Source organism: Halococcus sediminicola, from assembly GCF_000755245.1.
In the GTDB taxonomy this organism is placed as follows: Archaea; Halobacteriota; Halobacteria; order Halobacteriales; family Halococcaceae; genus Halococcus; species Halococcus sediminicola.
Window position 1 is genome coordinate 859,177 of sequence record NZ_BBMP01000022.1, and the last position, 15,844, is coordinate 875,020.

22 protein-coding genes are annotated in these 15,844 nt (G+C 65.8%); 2 read left to right on the forward strand and 20 right to left on the reverse strand.

All coding sequences use genetic code 11. From position 1 onward, the window contains the following. Positions 1-39: 39 nt before the first annotated feature. From ACP97_RS13680 to ACP97_RS13770, 19 genes are all read right to left on the reverse strand, one after another. Positions 40-1,419 (reverse strand): TIGR00341 family protein, encoded by a 1,380-nt coding sequence (locus ACP97_RS13680; protein ID WP_049998345.1) that lies wholly within the window; start codon positions 1,417-1,419, stop codon positions 40-42. Between the two features lie 57 nt (positions 1,420-1,476). Then, positions 1,477-1,734, reverse strand: coding sequence for a KEOPS complex subunit Pcc1 (locus ACP97_RS13685; protein WP_049998346.1), 258 nt, complete (start codon positions 1,732-1,734; stop codon positions 1,477-1,479). Then, on the reverse strand, positions 1,734-1,868 hold the full coding sequence (locus ACP97_RS13690; protein ID WP_049998347.1) for a DNA-directed RNA polymerase subunit P: 135 nt from the start codon (positions 1,866-1,868) through the stop codon (positions 1,734-1,736). Before ACP97_RS13690 ends, ACP97_RS13685 begins: the two co-directional genes overlap by 1 nt. After that, positions 1,865-2,146: a 50S ribosomal protein L37ae gene (locus tag ACP97_RS13695; protein ID WP_049998348.1), complete on the reverse strand. Its 282-nt coding sequence runs from the start codon at positions 2,144-2,146 to the stop codon at positions 1,865-1,867. The genes ACP97_RS13690 and ACP97_RS13695 overlap by 4 nt, the downstream gene beginning before the upstream one ends. A 48-nt stretch (positions 2,147-2,194) precedes the next feature. Next, positions 2,195-2,920 carry a DUF2103 domain-containing protein gene (locus tag ACP97_RS13700; protein ID WP_049998349.1) on the reverse strand — a complete coding sequence of 242 codons (726 nt, stop codon included), beginning with the start codon at positions 2,918-2,920 and terminating at the stop codon, positions 2,195-2,197. Positions 2,921-2,958: 38 nt separating this feature from the next. Beyond that, entirely contained in the window at positions 2,959-4,326 is a 1,368-nt protein-coding gene (gene truD / locus ACP97_RS13705; RefSeq protein WP_049998350.1) for a tRNA pseudouridine(13) synthase TruD, read from the reverse strand. 43 nt (positions 4,327-4,369) lie between these two features. After that, complete coding sequence (gene trkA, locus ACP97_RS13710) at positions 4,370-5,701, reverse strand: Trk system potassium transporter TrkA (protein ID WP_049998351.1); 1,332 nt, start codon at positions 5,699-5,701, stop codon at positions 4,370-4,372. A gap of 243 nt (positions 5,702-5,944) precedes the next feature. Continuing rightward, entirely contained in the window at positions 5,945-6,283 is a 339-nt protein-coding gene (gene pth2, locus ACP97_RS13715) for a peptidyl-tRNA hydrolase Pth2 (protein ID WP_049998352.1), read from the reverse strand. Between the two features lie 100 nt (positions 6,284-6,383). Further along, positions 6,384-6,878 carry a hypothetical protein gene (locus ACP97_RS13720; protein WP_049998353.1) on the reverse strand — a complete coding sequence of 165 codons (495 nt, stop codon included), beginning with the start codon at positions 6,876-6,878 and terminating at the stop codon, positions 6,384-6,386. Between the two features lie 69 nt (positions 6,879-6,947). Then, positions 6,948-8,717, reverse strand: coding sequence for a carboxypeptidase regulatory-like domain-containing protein (locus ACP97_RS13725; protein ID WP_049998354.1), 1,770 nt, complete (start codon positions 8,715-8,717; stop codon positions 6,948-6,950). A gap of 132 nt (positions 8,718-8,849) precedes the next feature. Next, positions 8,850-9,260 (reverse strand): hypothetical protein, encoded by a 411-nt coding sequence (locus ACP97_RS13730; protein ID WP_049998355.1) that lies wholly within the window; start codon positions 9,258-9,260, stop codon positions 8,850-8,852. 65 nt (positions 9,261-9,325) lie between these two features. Then, a complete protein-coding gene (gvpM, locus tag ACP97_RS13735; protein ID WP_049998356.1) occupies positions 9,326-9,595 on the reverse strand; it encodes a gas vesicle protein GvpM in 270 nt (89 codons plus the stop codon). Next, the gene (gene gvpL, locus ACP97_RS13740; protein ID WP_049998357.1) at positions 9,573-10,394 is read right to left on the reverse strand and encodes a gas vesicle protein GvpL; all 822 of its coding nucleotides are present in this window, start codon (positions 10,392-10,394) and stop codon (positions 9,573-9,575) included. Before gvpL ends, gvpM begins: the two co-directional genes overlap by 23 nt. After that, positions 10,394-10,711, reverse strand: coding sequence for a gas vesicle protein GvpK (gvpK, locus tag ACP97_RS13745; protein WP_049998358.1), 318 nt, complete (start codon positions 10,709-10,711; stop codon positions 10,394-10,396). Before gvpK ends, gvpL begins: the two co-directional genes overlap by 1 nt. After that, positions 10,698-11,162 carry a gas vesicle protein GvpJ gene (gvpJ, locus tag ACP97_RS13750; RefSeq protein ID WP_049998359.1) on the reverse strand — a complete coding sequence of 155 codons (465 nt, stop codon included), beginning with the start codon at positions 11,160-11,162 and terminating at the stop codon, positions 10,698-10,700. Before gvpJ ends, gvpK begins: the two co-directional genes overlap by 14 nt. After that, positions 11,155-12,105: a hypothetical protein gene (locus ACP97_RS13755; protein ID WP_049998360.1), complete on the reverse strand. Its 951-nt coding sequence runs from the start codon at positions 12,103-12,105 to the stop codon at positions 11,155-11,157. The genes gvpJ and ACP97_RS13755 overlap by 8 nt, the downstream gene beginning before the upstream one ends. Beyond that, entirely contained in the window at positions 12,102-12,548 is a 447-nt protein-coding gene (gvpH, locus tag ACP97_RS13760; protein ID WP_049998361.1) for a gas vesicle protein GvpH, read from the reverse strand. Before gvpH ends, ACP97_RS13755 begins: the two co-directional genes overlap by 4 nt. After that, positions 12,545-12,799 carry a gas vesicle protein GvpG gene (gvpG, locus tag ACP97_RS13765; protein ID WP_049998362.1) on the reverse strand — a complete coding sequence of 85 codons (255 nt, stop codon included), beginning with the start codon at positions 12,797-12,799 and terminating at the stop codon, positions 12,545-12,547. Before gvpG ends, gvpH begins: the two co-directional genes overlap by 4 nt. Next, complete coding sequence (locus tag ACP97_RS13770; RefSeq protein ID WP_049998363.1) at positions 12,799-13,428, reverse strand: GvpL/GvpF family gas vesicle protein; 630 nt, start codon at positions 13,426-13,428, stop codon at positions 12,799-12,801. Before ACP97_RS13770 ends, gvpG begins: the two co-directional genes overlap by 1 nt. Positions 13,429-13,571: 143 nt before the next feature. Here ACP97_RS13770 and gvpA point away from each other — a divergent pair, with 143 nt between their 5' ends. Next, positions 13,572-13,886 carry a gas vesicle protein GvpA gene (gene gvpA / locus ACP97_RS13775; RefSeq protein ID WP_049998364.1) on the forward strand — a complete coding sequence of 105 codons (315 nt, stop codon included), beginning with the start codon at positions 13,572-13,574 and terminating at the stop codon, positions 13,884-13,886. A 61-nt stretch (positions 13,887-13,947) separates the two neighbouring features. Beyond that, entirely contained in the window at positions 13,948-14,490 is a 543-nt protein-coding gene (locus ACP97_RS13780; RefSeq protein ID WP_049998365.1) for a gas vesicle protein GvpO, read from the forward strand. A gap of 93 nt (positions 14,491-14,583) precedes the next feature. On the opposite strand, the gene ACP97_RS13785 is transcribed toward ACP97_RS13780, so the two are convergent. Then, entirely contained in the window at positions 14,584-15,756 is a 1,173-nt protein-coding gene (locus tag ACP97_RS13785) for an AI-2E family transporter (RefSeq protein WP_049998366.1), read from the reverse strand. Positions 15,757-15,844 lie beyond the last annotated feature (88 nt).

The window sequence follows — 15,844 nt, forward strand, 5'->3', positions numbered from 1 at the left end:
ATGAATTCACGACCTGTTCGTATCTCCGCAACAGGTATATCACGACAGTCCGCGTCGGGCCGGCGACCCCGTGGCGTTCGTCGCGGGTCGACCCGAATCGGTGCGGGCGGTATCGACGAAGCGCGCTTCGACGGTCACGTTGTGCCCGGTGGCCCGCGTCAACCGACGGTCGAGGGCCGCGGCGAACCGTGGATGGGTGGTGCCCGCCGGCCGGTCGAGCGTCACGGAGACGTCGATGGGACCGCCGGCGACGAGACCCACCTCGTCGAAGGCGATGGTCGTCTCGCTCGGCCCGGTCGACGTGTCCCGCAGTTCGAGCGCCGCGTAGGCCTCTTGATCCATCATTCCGTCGACCTCGGTCTCGACCTGCCGTTCGAACTGTGCGGACTGGTAGGTGAGGTAGGTGACGCCAGCGAGAAAGGCCGAGAGCACGACGAGCGCGAGCACGAGCACGCGGACGCGCTGGCGGAGTCGCTCGCGCACCGTATCGAGTTCGACGCCCGCCTGCGGTCGGTAGCCGATGGCCCAGAGCACGACCAGCGCGGCGAGGTTGATCGAGAGCACGTTTACGAGGACCAGCACCCCCGAACCGAGGCTCACGAGCGGCCGGCCCCACGCGATGCCGAGTCCCACGGTCGCGGCGGGTGGAATGAGCGCGACCGCGATCATCACGCCGACGAGCGCCGCGCCGGCCCCGGTTGCGAGGCTGATGGCTCCGGCGACGCCCGCGCCGAGCGCGACAGCTAACGACAGAAAGTCGGGTGCGAGACGGCTCTGGACCTCCGGGATCGTCGTGATGTCGGTCCCCGGTGGGACCAGCCCGACGAACCGCACGGCCGCCGCGAAGACCGCCGCGCTCGCGACGGCAAGCCCGAGACCGAGCACCTGCAGAGCGACGCCGCGGGCGGTCAACCCGCGGTCGTCGACGACCGTTCCCGTGGCGGCGGCCATCGCCGGTCCGATGAGCGGGGCGATGACCATCGACCCCACGACGACGGCCGCCGAGTTCTGGAGCAGGCCGACGACGGCGACGGCCGAACTCACCACCGTCATCGCCACGTACGACCAGCGCTCGGAGCGTTCGGGCGCGAGGTCCGCGGCCGCCGTCCGGAGTTCGTCGCGCGCGATGCGTCCTCGACGTGCCTCCCGGTCGTCACGACCCTCGACGGCGAGACGCTCGGAGACGACGGTCTTGGCGTCGAGCACGACCGTCCAGGCGTCCTCGCCGACGCCGCACTCGCGGAGGCGGTCGAGCAGCGGTTCGACGTCGTCCTGGGCGAGCGGGAACGCCACCACCGCCGCGTAGCGGTCGCTGTCGCCGGCGTCGTCGGTGACGACGTAGTCGACGTCCTCCGCGTCGAGAACCTCGAGGATCGCGCTTCGTTCGTCGGTCGGGACGGACAGCTCGACGAATCGCATACGCCCTCCTCAGTGCAGGGATTCATAAACGCTCGCCATCAGGGGGTGAGGCCGGCGCTACTCGCTGAGGCTTCGCCCGGCAGCCAGCGACCGCTCGGCCACGCCGGCCAGCGAGAGCCACGTGTTCTGGCCCGCCCGGAGCGCCACGAGGTCGGATGCCTCGATGTCGATTCGTACTGTCTTTCCATCGCGTGACAGCGCTGCCGCGGTGCGCTCGCCCTCGATGTCGCCGATTTCGGGTTCGAGGCTCCGCTCGACCGTCGCAGCGGCGCTCGCGGTGTCGTACTCTAGTGAAAACGAACTCTCGTGGCGCACTACTCGACGGGTATCTCTTTGACGTCGCGGCTGCGCTCCTTCAGCAGCACCCGATGACCGCAGTACGGACAGCGCACCCCACCATAATCGTCGAGTTCGACGTCGCGCTTACACCGCGAGCACTTGTAGCTCATTCGTCCTCGCTGCCCTCGTCGGCGAGCGCCGCTCGGATCGAGCGCTCGACGGTGCGCCCGCCGGGCGTCGCGGGGCGATAGGCCCCGCCGGCGAAGGCGTACCCACAGTTGCCACACTCCCAGATGCCCGTGTCGGTCCGCTCGACGCGGCTCTCCTCGCACTCGGGACAAGCGTGGTCGTCTTCCATGTCGGCTTCGATCTCGGCGACCCGTCGCCGTGCGACGCGACCGTAGCGCGCGCCGAAGCGACCGGCGCTCCCGACTTTCTCAGTACCCATAGTGAGCCACGCTACGACGGTGAGTGAGTAAAACCCTTCGTGTTGGACTCAGTCCCGAACCCCCTCCTCGGCGAGCGCACGGTTCAGGTCCTCGCGGACCCGCTCGCCCTGCGCACGGTCGGCGGCGGTCGTCACGACCCGCACCTCCTGGACGCTCGACCCGTCACGCACCAGCAGTCTGACGTTCCCTCTCCCGTCGGCGCGGGTCGCCTTCGCCCGGACCCCAGTTCTAGAACCGCGCCCCCCGGACTCGATGGGCCCCGGAATCACCTTCTTGACGTGGGGATGGTCGGTCGCGATCGCCACCACCGTCTTGCCCGTGCGCCCGCCCACGAGCGTCGAGTGACTCCCACCGAGCTTTTTCCGTGGTGGGATCTCGACCACCTTCAGTGGTGATTCCTCACTCCGGGAGAGCACCGTCTCGACGGCGTCCTCACCCGGATTTGCGATCCGCCGGAGGTCGTAGTGGAGCTGTGCGCGCAGCGTCCTGAGAACCTCGCGCTCGCCGGTCGCGTACACCTCCTCGGGTCGTTTGCGGTGTACCTCGTCGGCGACTCGTCCAGCGAAGTTCCGGCGCTCGCGCTTCTCGTTCTCGCCCTCTTCGGGTATGGTGGTCACCGTCCACGTCCCGACGCGCTCACCCTCAAACAGTCCTGTCACGCTCGCGCGCTCGCGGCCCAGTTCACAGACGACGGTATCGACGTTCGGGTTGTGACAGACCAGACAGAAGTCGCCGGCCCGGTCGAGCCGCGACCCACACCGCCGACACTCCATGTCACGATTCGCGCACGCCGGCGGATAAGCCGGTCGCTTCAGCCCAGTTCGACCGGGTCGCTCTTCAGGTACTCCCGAAGGAGCACGGTCGCGTACGACCCTTTCGGCAGCCGGAAGTCGAGGGTGAGCGGGTCGTCCTCGATGGACAGTTCGGTCGTGAGCAGTATCGCCCGCCGGGTGCCAGTCGAGTGGAATTCACCAGGGAGATCGAACATCGAAGGATCGATACCCTCCTCGTCGAGGATCGCCCGCTCGATGTCGCCCGGCTGGCCGTCGGCGAGTGCTGTTTCGGTGCCCACGAGCGGCGCGGTGACGAACGCCCGTCCCCGTTCTGCGTGACGATTCACCGTCGCCACCTGGTTCTCACTCACTCGCTGGCTCCTGTCGGGGTCCGGGAGGGCGAGTCCGTTGGGAGCCTCGCTGTCGGCGAAACAGACCACGTCGCCGGCGATCGCCCGGTGAAACGGAAGACCGTTATCGAGACGTGCGGAGAGGATTCGGTTGAACACGTAGGATTGGGCGGCGTTGACGAACAGTCGCTGGAGGTTCGACGGGACGGTTTCGAGCGCCGCACGGAAGTCACTCGAACTCTCGCCACCGTTCTCGACCAGTCGGTGGAGCATCGAGCGCTCGAAGCCCAACTGCTTGGGATAGCCATCGAGCGCCGCCGCCCAGTCCGCCGTGCCTGCCGCCGCGGCCTCGCGATCGACGAACGCGCGTGCCTCGCGGGTCGCGTCGGGTTCGCTCTCGTGTGGGCGGCCGACATAAGCCAATACGGCATCGCGCCAGTCGCCACGGACGACGGCGAGCCCGACCTCGTGGGTCACCGGTCGATAGGAACCGAAGCGCTGCTGGCCGAAGTAGTTCGGCACGCCCACGATATCGCCATCGCCGCTCGCGTCCCCACCGTTGCCGCCGAACGACCGGAGAGCGGCGGTTATCCCCTCTACTGGCTCGGTGTCGGCATCACGGACGACGATCCCGAAGGCGTTGCCCGCGAGGTCGCCGAACCGTAGCCCGCGACCGGCGCGCCCGACCGGGTCGATGGTCGCTCCCCGCAGCTCGACGTTATCGAGGGCGTCGCTTTCGGCGCGCACGGAGAACAGTTGGGTGCTGACGGCGCGCTTGTCCTTCGTGCCTGCCCAGTCGATGCGCTCGCGGCTCATCTCCAACCGACCGGAGAGCGTGCTCACGAAGTCGTTCGTGTCCCAGTTTTCGAGCGTTGCCCGAAAGACGAGGTGGGGGTAGGCGTCCGTGTCGACATCGAGCGGTTCGAACCCCTGTGTTTCGAGTTCGCACACCCGGAAATCCGATGGGCGGGCGCGGAGCCGTCCCCCGGTGCCGTCGCTCTCGCTAATATACCAGTCGATGCCGACCGCCCGTTCGCTGGGTTGCGCTTCGCGCATCACCGATCCTCGTCTATCGTCTGCCCGCTTTCGGGACTGCTACTCACAGTGCCGCCGCGACGTCGTCCAATACGTCCGTGTCGACGAACGCGACCACGTGGTCGCCGACCTGCACGACCGTGCCGCCGCGGGGCGTCTTGAGTGAGCCGTCACGGACGACCGCACCGATGACGAACCCATCCGGGAGGTCGTGTGCCACGTCGGCGATGGACTCGCCAGCGAGCACGCTGTCGCTCTGTACTGTGATTTCGAGCACTTCGGCGCTGTCGCGTTCGAGCGTCGCGGCCTCGTCGGCGTAGTCCTGCGTCGCGCGCGTCGTCTCGCTGGCGACGACCGCCCGCGGTTCGATGGTTACATCGACGCCCGCGGCCTCGAACAGGTCGACGTACTCCGATTCGTTCACGATGGCGGCCGTGTGGGCGACGCCGAGGTTTTTGGCCAACAGCGCCAGCACGTAGTTCGTCTCGTCGTCAAGCGTCCCGACGAGCAGGTCGGCCTCGTCGATGTCCGCCTCGGTGAGGAAGCCGGCGGTCGTCACGTCGCCCTCGACGACCGTCGTTCCCGGGAGCCTCTCGGCAAGCGCCTCGGCGCGGTCGGGGTCGTGTTCGATCAATCGGGGAGCGTACCCGCGCTCTTCGAGGATTTCCGCGATGTGGGTGCCAACCGCACCGCCACCGACGATTACGACGTCGTCCTCGGGGTCGAGCGTCGCCTCGGGCGCGAGCCGTCGCGCGAACCGCCTGATGCTGGAGGGACTGCCGATGACGACCACCCGGTCTTCCGGTTCGAAGACCGTCTCGCCGCTCGGGATGAGTACGTTGCCGTCGCGGATGACGCCGGCGAACGTCAGCGACGGGAACTCGTCGGCCTCGGCGACGCTCTTGCCGACGAGTTCGCTCTCCTCGCCGAGTTCGAACTCCGCCATCTCGACCCCGCCGTCGGCGAACGTGCTGACCGCGAGCGCGCCGGGCAGCGCCACCGTTCGAACGAGCGCCGCGGCGGTCAGCCGGTCGACCGAAAGCATGCGCTCGATGCCGAGCGCGGCGTCGTAGGTCTGCCACGTCTCGTAGAGGTCGGCCGACTTCGCTCGCGCGATGGTGTAGGCGTCGGCGATGTTCCTGACCGCGCCACAGACCATGACGTTGACCGCGTCGTCGTCGGTGCTGGCGATGACGACCTCGGCCTCGCGGATGCCCGCCGCCTCCAAGATCTCGAGCGAGCGCCCGTCGCCCTCGATGGCTGTCACCCCCAGTGTGGATTCGAGTTCGGCGACGCGCTCGCCGTCCGTGTCGACGACCGCGATCTCGTGGCTCCCGGCGAGGTCCGCGGCGATGTACGTACCGACGTCGCCCGCCCCGACGATGACTACCCGCATCGGCGAATCCTCCTCATGGCCGCGTTCCGACGGGTATCAGTAAGTGCGTTGTGGTCGCCCGAGAATCTAATTTCTCGGTAGAGACCTTTGGACAGAAGTCCGAATTGGAGGCGGTGGCGCGCGGTGAATCCGGCCTCCGGCCGGAGAGCGCGCGGGGTCTGCACGAACGAAGTCGTTCGAGAGAGAAGCTCTCCTGTGATGCCGAAACGGCTTCGTCGTCTCGTAGCACAGAAAAAGTGTGTTCTAGTACAGCGACAGATCGCCGGTGATGCGGTCGATGCTCTCGTCGGAGCCGGGCCCGACCGCCAGCGCCGTCACCGTGCCGGGGTCGAGTTGCGTGTGACCGGCATCGCGGATGATGGCGTGGGGGAGACCCTCGCGCTCGGCGCGATCGGCGAGTTCGAACAGTGTTCGCTCGCTGTCGCCCTTGAGAACGACCTTCTTCTGACCCGACCCCTTCCACTCGGTCCGTGCGCGCGAACCGGTGTCCTCGTAGGCCGACAACGAGGCGTGGGCGACCTGTGCGGCGAGTTTGCCCTTTCCCATCCCGATGTCGGTGCGCGCGACGATGGCCTGTTTCATGGCCGAAGACAGGCTGGTGTGGATATATGGCTGGCTACTCGGGGTTCACACTAGAGGTTTCGTCTGACAGCACTCGACGGCTAGACGGTTGTGGTTCGACTCACTCGTCTTCCAGTCCGAACTCCTCGGCAAGCTCCTCGATCATCCGCTCCTGCGAGATGTTACCCTTTACGTCCGTTTCCGCCGCGAGCGATTGGAGTTCGCGGTAGGACAGCTCCTCCAACTCCTCGCGCGTCTCCGGCCTGTCGGTGTCCGTCTCGGATTCGCCGTCGGTCGAGTGCTCGTTCGCTTCGGCGCTCTCGTCCGTGTCCTCCTCGGTGTCGGTGTCGTCGGTGTCGCCCGTGGACTCGCCTTCATTACTACTAGATTCGTCCGCCGAGTCGTTCTCGCCGGTGCCAAGCGTCGCATCGACCCTCCGGCCGAGTATCGCGCCGACCTCGCCGCCGGCGGCCGCGCCGAACCCGCCGAGTATCGCTTCGAGCGGGAGTTGCTTGAGTAGCTCCCACAACTCCACCTGCTGGAGCACGTTTTCGATGTCGATGTCTTCGAGTAGCTGTTCCGTGTCGATGTTGTCGGCGAGAGAACTATCACTCATGCTGTGGTTGGGGTTTCGTGGGTCGTCGTGCTGTCTCCGTTCGTCGCTGTCGGCTCCGTTCCGGTCATCTCAGGCCGTCTCCTCGGTGTCGGAATCGTTCGAAAGGACTCCGGAAATCGTCTTCCCGAGCCGTCGACCGGCCATCTCTCCGATTCGCTGGCCGACCGACCGCGTCGACGATTCGTCGCTTTCGTCCTCGTCTCCGGAGAGCTCGTCGAAGGCGTCCGTCGTCGCCTGCGTGAGGCGGTCCGAGTCCGGCACCGCATCCGAGACACGGCTCCCGATACCGGACGACTCGTCCTGGTCGTTCTCCCCATCCTGTTCGTCGGTCGATTCGCCTTCTCGGTCCTCGTCGTCCCGTTCCTCGTCGCTTTCGCCGTCTTCACCGAGCAATCCCAGAATTCCGTCCAGGACGCTGTTCACCGCGCCGAAAAGCACGCTGGATGGCGACGGGAACGATGGCAACGACGGAAGCGACGGAAGCGATGGCAGTGACGGCAGCGATGGGAGTCGTTCCTTGATGCGCTGCCATCGCTCCGCGGTCGATTCCGGCAGTGAGGGGAGGAGACCGTCCGACTCCTCGTTGCCGAGGCCTCCACGGAGCCAGCGGACCGGAGCCGTCAGCACCCCCCAGAGACGACTCGCGGCGCTTTTCACCCAGCCGACCGGGGTCGAGAGCACGTTTGCGATCCGGGTTCCGATGCGGCGTGCCCACTTGAACGGCTTTTTGAGCTGGTTCCAGAGCCACTTGAGCGGCGAGGTGATGTAGCTCAGCAGGTTCAAGACGGTGTTGAGCAGGCGGTTGAGCAGCGACGACAGCGGACTCAACAGGTTCGCAACCGCCGACAACAGGTTCCCGAGGAGCTTTCCCGGTCCGGTGATCGCTCGCACGTCGAGGACGACCTCGTGAAGGTCGACTTCGAGCCCGAGGAGGTCCAAAAACAGCCCTTCGAGGTCGAGGTACAGCACCGTCGCGCCGCGTGACGTGCCGTGGCTCGCGGATTCATCCTCGTCGACCTCGCCCTCGGCCTCCTTCGGTCCCCGGCGACCGTCCTCCTCTTCGTCTTCCTCCGTGACATCGAGGGTGAGCGTGGTCTCCTCGTCACCACCATCGATTTCGAGCGCTCGATCGCTCTTTTCGTTGTCGGCCTCGACTGTGACCGTGTACTGCCCCTCAACCAACTCGAAAGCGGCCTGCCCGCCGGCGTCGGTTTCGGCCTCCGACGGACGGGTCCGAAACCCTTCGATGAGACCCATGTCCTCGCTTTCTACCGTGATGGACGCCCCCGAAACGGGGTCGCCGTCCTCGTCCTGAACGGTGACCGTCAGCTCGTAGCTCTCCTCGTCCGGGACTATCGTGAGTGTGGTCTCCTCGTCGCTCTCGACGCTGAGTTGGTCCTCGGCGCTCCCGTCGTCGGTATCGACGGCAACGATATAGTCGCCGTCGTCGACGAGGAACTTCGCCTCGCCGTTGGCTCCGGTCGCCTGCTGTTCGTCGGCTTCCGTGTCCTCGTCCTTGCCTTCGACCGAAACGGTGGCACCCTGAACGCCCTCCCCGCTCTCGTCCTCGACGATAACCGTTAGCTCACGTGTCTCTTCGGGTTCGCCCGTTTCCGATCCCGCCGACTCGTCGCCGCTCTCGGTCTCGTCGTTTTCGTTCCCGTTGCTTTCGTCGGACGACTCCCCGCTTCCGTCGGACTCGCCGTCCTGTTCTGTCCCTTCGGACTCCTCATCTTCTCTCTCTCCGTCGTCGCTTTCACCGCCGTCGGCGAGTATCCTGTTCGTGCGTGGCCTTCCCCCGTCGAAAAGCGTCCTATCGTCTCCACTACCGGGACTCATGAGTAGTATCTTGCTCAGCCCTCGCTTAAATAGCTGAACCTTGCTAACTCAGCCACCCACCTTACAGAGAACGACGATCGGACTGACTGTGGTCGACGACGGACGAAAAACGGACGATGAACGCCGGCGATACTACGCGCTTCGCTCTTCGAGTTCGCCACTGATCTCTTCGGCCGCCGACTGGAGCTCCTCGTCGGACATCTCGGTTGGGTCCGGTGAGTTCCCGCTCGATTCCTCGTTCTCGTCGTCGGATTCTTCCTCGGCCGATTCCTCGCCGTCCGCACCGCTGGATTCTTCTTTCATCCGTCGGATCTGTTCGTCGAGTTGCCGGCCGAGCGCCTCGCCGAGCAACCGGCCGACCTGCTCGCCGAGTTCGCGCCCGACGGATTCGAAATCCGCGTCGCCGTCGCCGCCGAGACCGTCGAGCAACCCCTCGCCGAGTCCGCTCCGGAGGCTCTCGACGAACGCCGACGACCCGCTCTCGTCCGACCCTTCGCTCGCCCCATCTCCGTTCTCGGCCGACGCCGATTCTGCGTCACTCATGGGAGCACGGTTGCGGTCGCGGTACTTATAGGTGCGGCCGGCAAGCGCACCGGGTCATCGACGGGTCACCGGCCGCCGTCGCCACTTTCCACTCGGTTCTCGCCGTTCGCCTCGCCCTCGTCGAGTGCGCGCTGGCGCTGGACGCGGTCCCACTCCTCGAAGATGCCGTACTCGGTCATCGTCGCCATGCCGGCCAGCGCCGCCCGGAGTTTCAGTCCCACCAGTGGAATGTCGGCGACTGAGATGATCGCGTCGGCCTCGATGACCGCCCCGTCCCGCAGGATGACGTCGATGAGATCGACGATGACGTCGTCATCCGCCCGTCTGGGTTCCATCCTCACCCCCGATTTCCGGGACGAACGAGTACGGCGGCCACGGACCCGTAAACCGTATTTCGGTCCCCGCTTCGGCGGCCACCTCGTCGAGCATCTCGCCCATCGCCTCCTCGCGGTCGTCGGGCGCGAGCACGGTGAATCTGGCCTGTGTCGCCATGCCGTCGTCCTCGTTCGATTCGTCGTCGAGCGTCGTGCGCTCGCCGAGTTCGTTCACCTCGCGGGCGAACTCGGCCAGTCGGTCGCCGAGTGCCGTTGCACGCTCGTTGCGGCGCTCGCGGCGCAGTTCGCGGAGTCGCTGGTCGTACTGCTTTTCGAGCATGAACGCCGTTCCCGACCCCGCCGCCTCGATCTCCTCGTCGAGTTCGGCGAGCCGGCCGTCGCTGGCTGTGAGGTCCTCCTCCAGGGCGTCCTCGTCGCGCCGGAGTTCGACGCGATACTCCCAGTGACCCGAGAGGCTATCGAGGTACTCCGAAAGCGTCTCGTGCTCGTCGTCGACCCACTCGTGCACGCGGTCGTCGCTACCGGTGAGAACGGTGTCGAACTGGAAGGGAATCGGCGTGTCGAACGCCTCGCCCGCCGCGTCGACGACGCCCTGATGCTGGAGCACCCACCTCCTGAGTTCGTCCATGTCGGCGGTGTCGTACAGCGATTCGCAGTCGTGGACGACGATACCGATCTCCCCGACCGCGAGCAGCCTGACGGGTTCGTCGTCGACACCCGTCTCCTCGAAGCTCGATTCCTCGTCGAGGGACACGGCACAGTAGAGATAGCGCCCCTCGTCGAAGTCGGTCTCGGACATTACTCGATGACACCTCCCTGGCCTTGCCGGGGTTCGTCGGCGCGCTCGACGAGATCTCGGACCAATCCATCGAGTTCACCCCGGAGGTCGTCGACCGAACTCTCGATGCCTTCGTCCCGTTTGATGCCCTCGATCTCCTCTTCGAGCGCGGCGAGCTGCGAGCCGAGGCGTTCGATCTCCGCGTCGGTGAGTTCGCCCGACTCCATCCGCCGGATGGCCTCGCGCTCCATCGCGTCCACCAGCAGTTCGACGACGGTGACGACGAGCGTCATCAGCCCGTCGCGCGCCTCGTCGCCGTCGACGTCAATCGTCGTCATCGTCCTCCGACTCCGCGTCGGCGTCCTCGCTATCCTGTTCGTCCTCGTCCGAATCGTCGGCGGTTCCGGTGTGTCCCGCACGCGCGCCGGCGTTCGGTCGCGCGCCGATTTCGGGGGCTGACTGGCGGTCGGTGTCCGACTGTTCGCCGTCGTCGAGTTCCTCCTCGCTCTCTTCGTTCCCCCCTTCGACGGTGACCGTGTCGTCGTCTTCGAGTTCGCTCCGGTCCGAGGCCTGCTCGACGCGGCGCATGTCGGTCCCCTCGGGGAATTCGAGTCCATATTCGGCGGCCGTCTCGAAGGAGGCGATTGCCGCCCGAAGTTGCACGCCGAGGAGTTCGGTATCGCCGATCGAGACCACGATGTCGGCGTTGATGACGACCCCTTTGTCGAGCAGCATCTCGACGACGTCCGCGAGACTGTCGGACTGTCTGGTCGGGCCACCGCTACTCATCGCTCTCACCTCCATTCTCGTCCTTTCGCTCGTCGAAGCGCCGTCCGTAGATGCGGAAATGGCCCGGCGCGCTCGAATGTTGCGTGCTCTGAGGTACCGTCGAGAAGTTCGCCGACGACCAGCCACCCGAGTTCCAGCCCGACACCATCGTCGAGTAGGCCGTCGGGCTTCGCGAGGAGGGCTGGCCGGTCCCGCCGCCGGTCTTCTCCTCGACTTTCTCCTGTGCCGTATCGCGCGCTTCCTTCAGTTGGTCGCGGGCGTCGAGGGCGCTCTCGCGGAACTCCTCGACCGCATCGCTGAGCTGGGACTGGATGGCGGCCTGTTTGGCCTCCCCCTGTTCGAGGAGCGTCTCGCCGATTGAGTCGTCGCTCTCCGAGTCGTCATCCGACGACCCGAACAGATCGGATTCGTTGCCGTCGGTGTCCTCCTCGTCGGTCACGTCGTCGGTGGCGTTTTCGAGTTCGTCCTTGTTCTGCATGAACGCCCGCACGTCGACGGCGTCCCAGAGTTCGCTGAACTCGACGAGCGACGCCAGCCGCGTGAGGTCTACCGCCCGCTCCGGGTCGGCGTTCGCGATCGCCTCGGGGACGTCCTCGCCCTCGATGGCGCTCGGCAGTTCGCTCAGATCGACCGCATCGGGCAGTTCCGACACCTCGATGGTCCCGAGCAACTCCTCGGTCTCCTCGATGACGTCGACGAGGTCGTCGACGTCCTCTTTGACCTCCTCGTAGCTCTCCTCGCCACTCAACACGCCGAGCAGCGATTCGATGTCGGCTTCGGCGCGACCGAGCAACCCCGCCAGATCGGCGTCGCCCGTCTCCTCGCTTCCCCCGTCCTCGCCACCGCTTTCCGCTTCGGTCTCGGATTCACCACTCGAACCTTCGAGCGCCGAATCGAGCTTTTCGGCGGCCTCGGCCATCCGTTCGCTATCGTCGTCGCTCATCGCCGCTCCCCGCGCAGGCGCACGTCCAGAACCCCGTTGTTGAACGATGCGTCCTCGACCGCGAGACCCTCGTGAGGCAGCGACACGCGCTCGATGACGCCCTCGTCGTCGGCGACCACGAGTCTCTCGCCGTCGACGCCCGCCGAGAGTTCGCGCGGGTCGACGTCGGGCAGGTCGACGGTGACGGTACAGCCCGCCTCGGTGGGATTGACCGTCGTTGCGTGGTCGGTGTCGGCCGCCGGCGAGCGCTCGTCGGTGGTCGTGGTCTCGGCCTGCGGGCCGATGCCGACGCTGAGACCGTAATCGAAGCGCGTGTCGCCGCTTTGTGCGCTCGCGCTCTTCGACCGGCGTGACTGATCGCGCTCGTCCATCTCGGCGAGGGTCTCGAACAGTCCCGTGAGCACCGTGCGAACGAATCCGCTGTCCTTTTGATCGTCTGTCATTGTCCTTTGACCTCCACTCTGTTGTCGAGCGTCTCGCGCGCCTCGCGTGCCACGTCGAGTTGGGTCTCCAACTCCTCCCGGCGGCGCTCGTATTCCTCGGCCGAGCGGTCGCCGATCTCGTACAGTAGTCGATTCTCCTTGATCTCGTCGCGGATCCCCTCGACGTCGTACAGCTCCTCGATGGCCATCGAGTGGATGACGTTGCCGATGGTGATGATCGGCCGCAGCAGGATGTCGTCGACGAGGAACATTACTGTTGGGTCCCGATCTCGATGTCCACGAAGTTGTAGGGCGGCCACGGCCCGGTGTACTGGACCGTGAGGACATCGCCGTAGTCGTCGGTGATGGCGTCGATCGCCTCGTCGAATCTCGTTCTCTCGTCGCGGTCGACGAGATACGAGTGGTTCATCACGAGTCGGTCGCTGAACAGGTCGTTTTCCTCCTCGCCGACGCTCGCCGCCGCGAGGTGCTCGCTCGCCGCCGCCCGGATCTCCGCTGCGTCCACCGTGGCGTCCTCGTCGGCGACGAGTTTGACGCCGAACTCGGCGAGATCGTCGACCTCGCGCAGCGACTTCGTGAACGCGCGCCGCCCACCCCGAAGAACGTTCTTCAGGGTGCGGGCGTTCTTGAACACCGAGCCGAATTGCATCGGGACGACCGTGCGCCCCCCGCCGTCGAGCAACACCGTTTGCAACACGTCGTCGTGTGCGCGGGCGTTCTCGTCCGAGAGGTCCGGGTCCATCGTGTCGATGTCGCTGACGACCGCCGCGAGCGGCCCGTGGCTCACGGTGTAGACCCGTTCGGCCCCGGCGACGCCATCGACGTCGAGTTCGAACTCGTCGTTCTCGACGACACCGTAGGCGTAGAGGTTCTCGCTCATGATGAGAGTGTGTGCGTACCGCGCACCATGCGCCCGGTTCGACGGTCGCGCTAATAGGCGTGTCGCCGGCACGTGCAAGACCACCGATGCCTGCCTCTGCTGGCCCAAAGGATATTATAGTGGCCGGGGTTTGAGAAATCACGATGAGTGCACGACCATCGAGCGACAGTCTGGCGGAAGTGCTCGACCGTATCCTCGACAAGGGAATCGTCATCGACATCTGGGCGCGGGTGTCGGTCGTCGGTATCGAGATCCTCACCGTGGAGGCCCGCATCGTCGTCGCCTCGGTCGATACGTTCCTCCACTACGGCAAGGAGATATCGAAGTTGGAGATGGCGTCCGAATCGGGCGACCTCCAGGAACTGAAGGACCTCGATCTGGGCACCTCGCCGATGACCCAGCCCGAACCCGACGAGCCGGAAGTCCGCATCGAAGAGGAACAAGAGGCCGAGCAGTAAGACGCCGCGGCGGGGCACCGGGCGGCAATTTATATATCGAACCCGAAACAAGTAGTACACGATGGACCTCGACCCGAGCGAGCACACGATAGACGAACTGCGCGACGAACTCGACGGAATGGACGACCCCGAGGCGCTCGAAGCGCTGCGCGAGGCCGAAGCCGACGGCGAGAACAGGGAAGGAGCGAAGGAGGCCATCGACGAGCGTCTCGAAAGCGTCTCGGACGACGGAGACGAGGGCGATGGAAACGAAAGCAGCGAGAGCGGAGACGGCGAGAGTAGCGAGACCGAGGGCCGCGAGGACGCGCCCGAAAGCGACGGCACGGGCGTCGGCATCATCGAGATCCGCAATCACGTCCGCAACGCCGCCAGCGACCTCATCGGCCGCCCGCTCGACGGCATCGTCGAGATCGAGCGCGACGATGAAGGCTGGCGCGCGCTCACCGAGATCGTCGAGCGCAGTTCGGTGCCCGACACCCAGGACATCATCGGGCGCTACGCGCTCGATATCGACGACGACGGCCGGATAACGGGCTATCGCCGGCTCGACCGCTACCGCCGCGGCGACACCAGACGCGACGAGGAGCCACAGGTTCCGCGCTGACGGCCTTTTTCCGCTTCCATTCGCAAAATTCTACCCGGAGAGCGACCCGTAGCGGTCGTTCGACATCTGGGAGCCCGAGTTCGACGTGGATGCTCAGTCCTCGGTGGCAGCGTCATCGCCGTTCTCGACGTCGCGTACGGACTGCGGGTTGGTTCCGACGTCCTCGCCGAGTGATACTGATTGTGTGAGTGGCTCGCCCCGGACGAGTTCCGGAATCGGAATGCGGAGCGCTTCGAGCATCACGACGAACACGATTGGCAGGAGGAAGAATCCATACCAGCCAAAGAGGGTCGGACCGAGGATGTAGGCGAACATGAGTACCAGCATGTCGAGCTGTCTTCCAGTGATATACGGCTGGATGAACGTCTGGGGCAGGATGTCGAGAAGGAGGAAATACACCGCCAACGCCCCGCCGACGAACGGGAGACCGCTCCCCGCCTGCATCGCCTGAAAGCCGAGATACGCGACGACCGGGAGGTAGACGACCTTGCCAACGACGAGCGGGATGAGACTGGCGACACCAGTGAGAACGGCCAGCACGAGCGCCATCGGAACCGCCAGTCCCTGGGGCGCAAGGAGATTCGTCGCCCAGTAGGCGAGCGCCGCGATGGCGGACATGACGGCGACGAACAGGAGATTGCCGAAAAATACCGATTCGAGGTCGGTATCGACCGCCGCGACGTAGGCGTGCGCGGTGGTGTCCCGGCCGCCGACCAGTTCCCGGAACCCCTCGGCGATGGCGTCGTCGCTTCGCAACAGGAAATACGAGAGCGTAATCGAGAGCGCCACCATGACGAGCGTCCCGAAGACGGCTCCGAGTATCTGTCCACCCACACTGAGAGCGGTCTGTAGCGTTTGCTGGGGCTGGTCGACGAACTGGCCCGGATTCTGGATGAGGGTCGTCAGCGTGTTGCGCTGTGCGGCCGGAAGCGAACTGAGGTCGAGGGGGCCGAACGCGACCGCGGAGCCGCCGCCGACTGCCTGTTGAACCTGCTGGAAGAGGTGAAAGCCAACGTAGCCCACGAGTAGGAGAATCGGAACGACGACCACCAGCACGGTGATGCCCGCCACGAGTCCATCACGGTCGACGTGATGGGCCAGTCGCCGGTAGATGGGACGGGTGGCGTAGTAGCCGAAGATCCCGAGAACCAGTATCTCGACGAACGAGTAGGCGAGAAACGCTGCGGCGAGAGCGAGCACCAACACGAACGCCCACCAGCCGACGCGCGCGCGGTCGGTCGGCGGACCGAAACCTACATCAGACATATCATCGACCGGGGCGGCCGGCGGGAAACGGTTGTGCTTGTGACCGCCAGCCCCAGACGGAAAGCGTTAGGCCGCTCCCGGCATCCTC

Excerpts from the sequence above, each read along its gene's own strand:
- gvpA (WP_049998364.1), top strand. The coding sequence starts at position 13,572 with ATGAGTGCACGACCATCGAGCGACAGTCTGGCGGAAGTGCTCGACCGT.
- ACP97_RS13755 (WP_049998360.1), bottom strand. The coding sequence starts at position 12,105 with ATGAGCGACGACGATAGCGAACGGATGGCCGAGGCCGCCGAAAAGCTC.
- gvpM (WP_049998356.1), bottom strand. The coding sequence starts at position 9,595 with ATGGAACCCAGACGGGCGGATGACGACGTCATCGTCGATCTCATCGAC.
- ACP97_RS13695 (WP_049998348.1), bottom strand. The coding sequence starts at position 2,146 with ATGGGTACTGAGAAAGTCGGGAGCGCCGGTCGCTTCGGCGCGCGCTAC.
- gvpH (WP_049998361.1), bottom strand. The coding sequence starts at position 12,548 with ATGACAGACGATCAAAAGGACAGCGGATTCGTTCGCACGGTGCTCACG.
- ACP97_RS13770 (WP_049998363.1), bottom strand. The coding sequence starts at position 13,428 with ATGAGCGAGAACCTCTACGCCTACGGTGTCGTCGAGAACGACGAGTTC.
- ACP97_RS13785 (WP_049998366.1), bottom strand. The coding sequence starts at position 15,756 with ATGTCTGATGTAGGTTTCGGTCCGCCGACCGACCGCGCGCGCGTCGGC.
- ACP97_RS13700 (WP_049998349.1), bottom strand. The coding sequence starts at position 2,920 with ATGGAGTGTCGGCGGTGTGGGTCGCGGCTCGACCGGGCCGGCGACTTC.
- ACP97_RS13780 (WP_049998365.1), top strand. The coding sequence starts at position 13,948 with ATGGACCTCGACCCGAGCGAGCACACGATAGACGAACTGCGCGACGAA.
- gvpK (WP_049998358.1), bottom strand. The coding sequence starts at position 10,711 with ATGACGACGATTGACGTCGACGGCGACGAGGCGCGCGACGGGCTGATG.
- pth2 (WP_049998352.1), bottom strand. The coding sequence starts at position 6,283 with ATGAAACAGGCCATCGTCGCGCGCACCGACATCGGGATGGGAAAGGGC.
- truD (WP_049998350.1), bottom strand. The coding sequence starts at position 4,326 with ATGCGCGAAGCGCAACCCAGCGAACGGGCGGTCGGCATCGACTGGTAT.
- gvpL (WP_049998357.1), bottom strand. The coding sequence starts at position 10,394 with ATGTCCGAGACCGACTTCGACGAGGGGCGCTATCTCTACTGTGCCGTG.
- trkA (WP_049998351.1), bottom strand. The coding sequence starts at position 5,701 with ATGCGGGTAGTCATCGTCGGGGCGGGCGACGTCGGTACGTACATCGCC.
- ACP97_RS13690 (WP_049998347.1), bottom strand. The coding sequence starts at position 1,868 with ATGAGCTACAAGTGCTCGCGGTGTAAGCGCGACGTCGAACTCGACGAT.
- ACP97_RS13730 (WP_049998355.1), bottom strand. The coding sequence starts at position 9,260 with ATGAGTGACGCAGAATCGGCGTCGGCCGAGAACGGAGATGGGGCGAGC.
- ACP97_RS13725 (WP_049998354.1), bottom strand. The coding sequence starts at position 8,717 with ATGAGTCCCGGTAGTGGAGACGATAGGACGCTTTTCGACGGGGGAAGG.
- ACP97_RS13680 (WP_049998345.1), bottom strand. The coding sequence starts at position 1,419 with ATGCGATTCGTCGAGCTGTCCGTCCCGACCGACGAACGAAGCGCGATC.
- ACP97_RS13720 (WP_049998353.1), bottom strand. The coding sequence starts at position 6,878 with ATGAGTGATAGTTCTCTCGCCGACAACATCGACACGGAACAGCTACTC.
- gvpJ (WP_049998359.1), bottom strand. The coding sequence starts at position 11,162 with ATGAGTAGCGGTGGCCCGACCAGACAGTCCGACAGTCTCGCGGACGTC.
- gvpG (WP_049998362.1), bottom strand. The coding sequence starts at position 12,799 with ATGTTCCTCGTCGACGACATCCTGCTGCGGCCGATCATCACCATCGGC.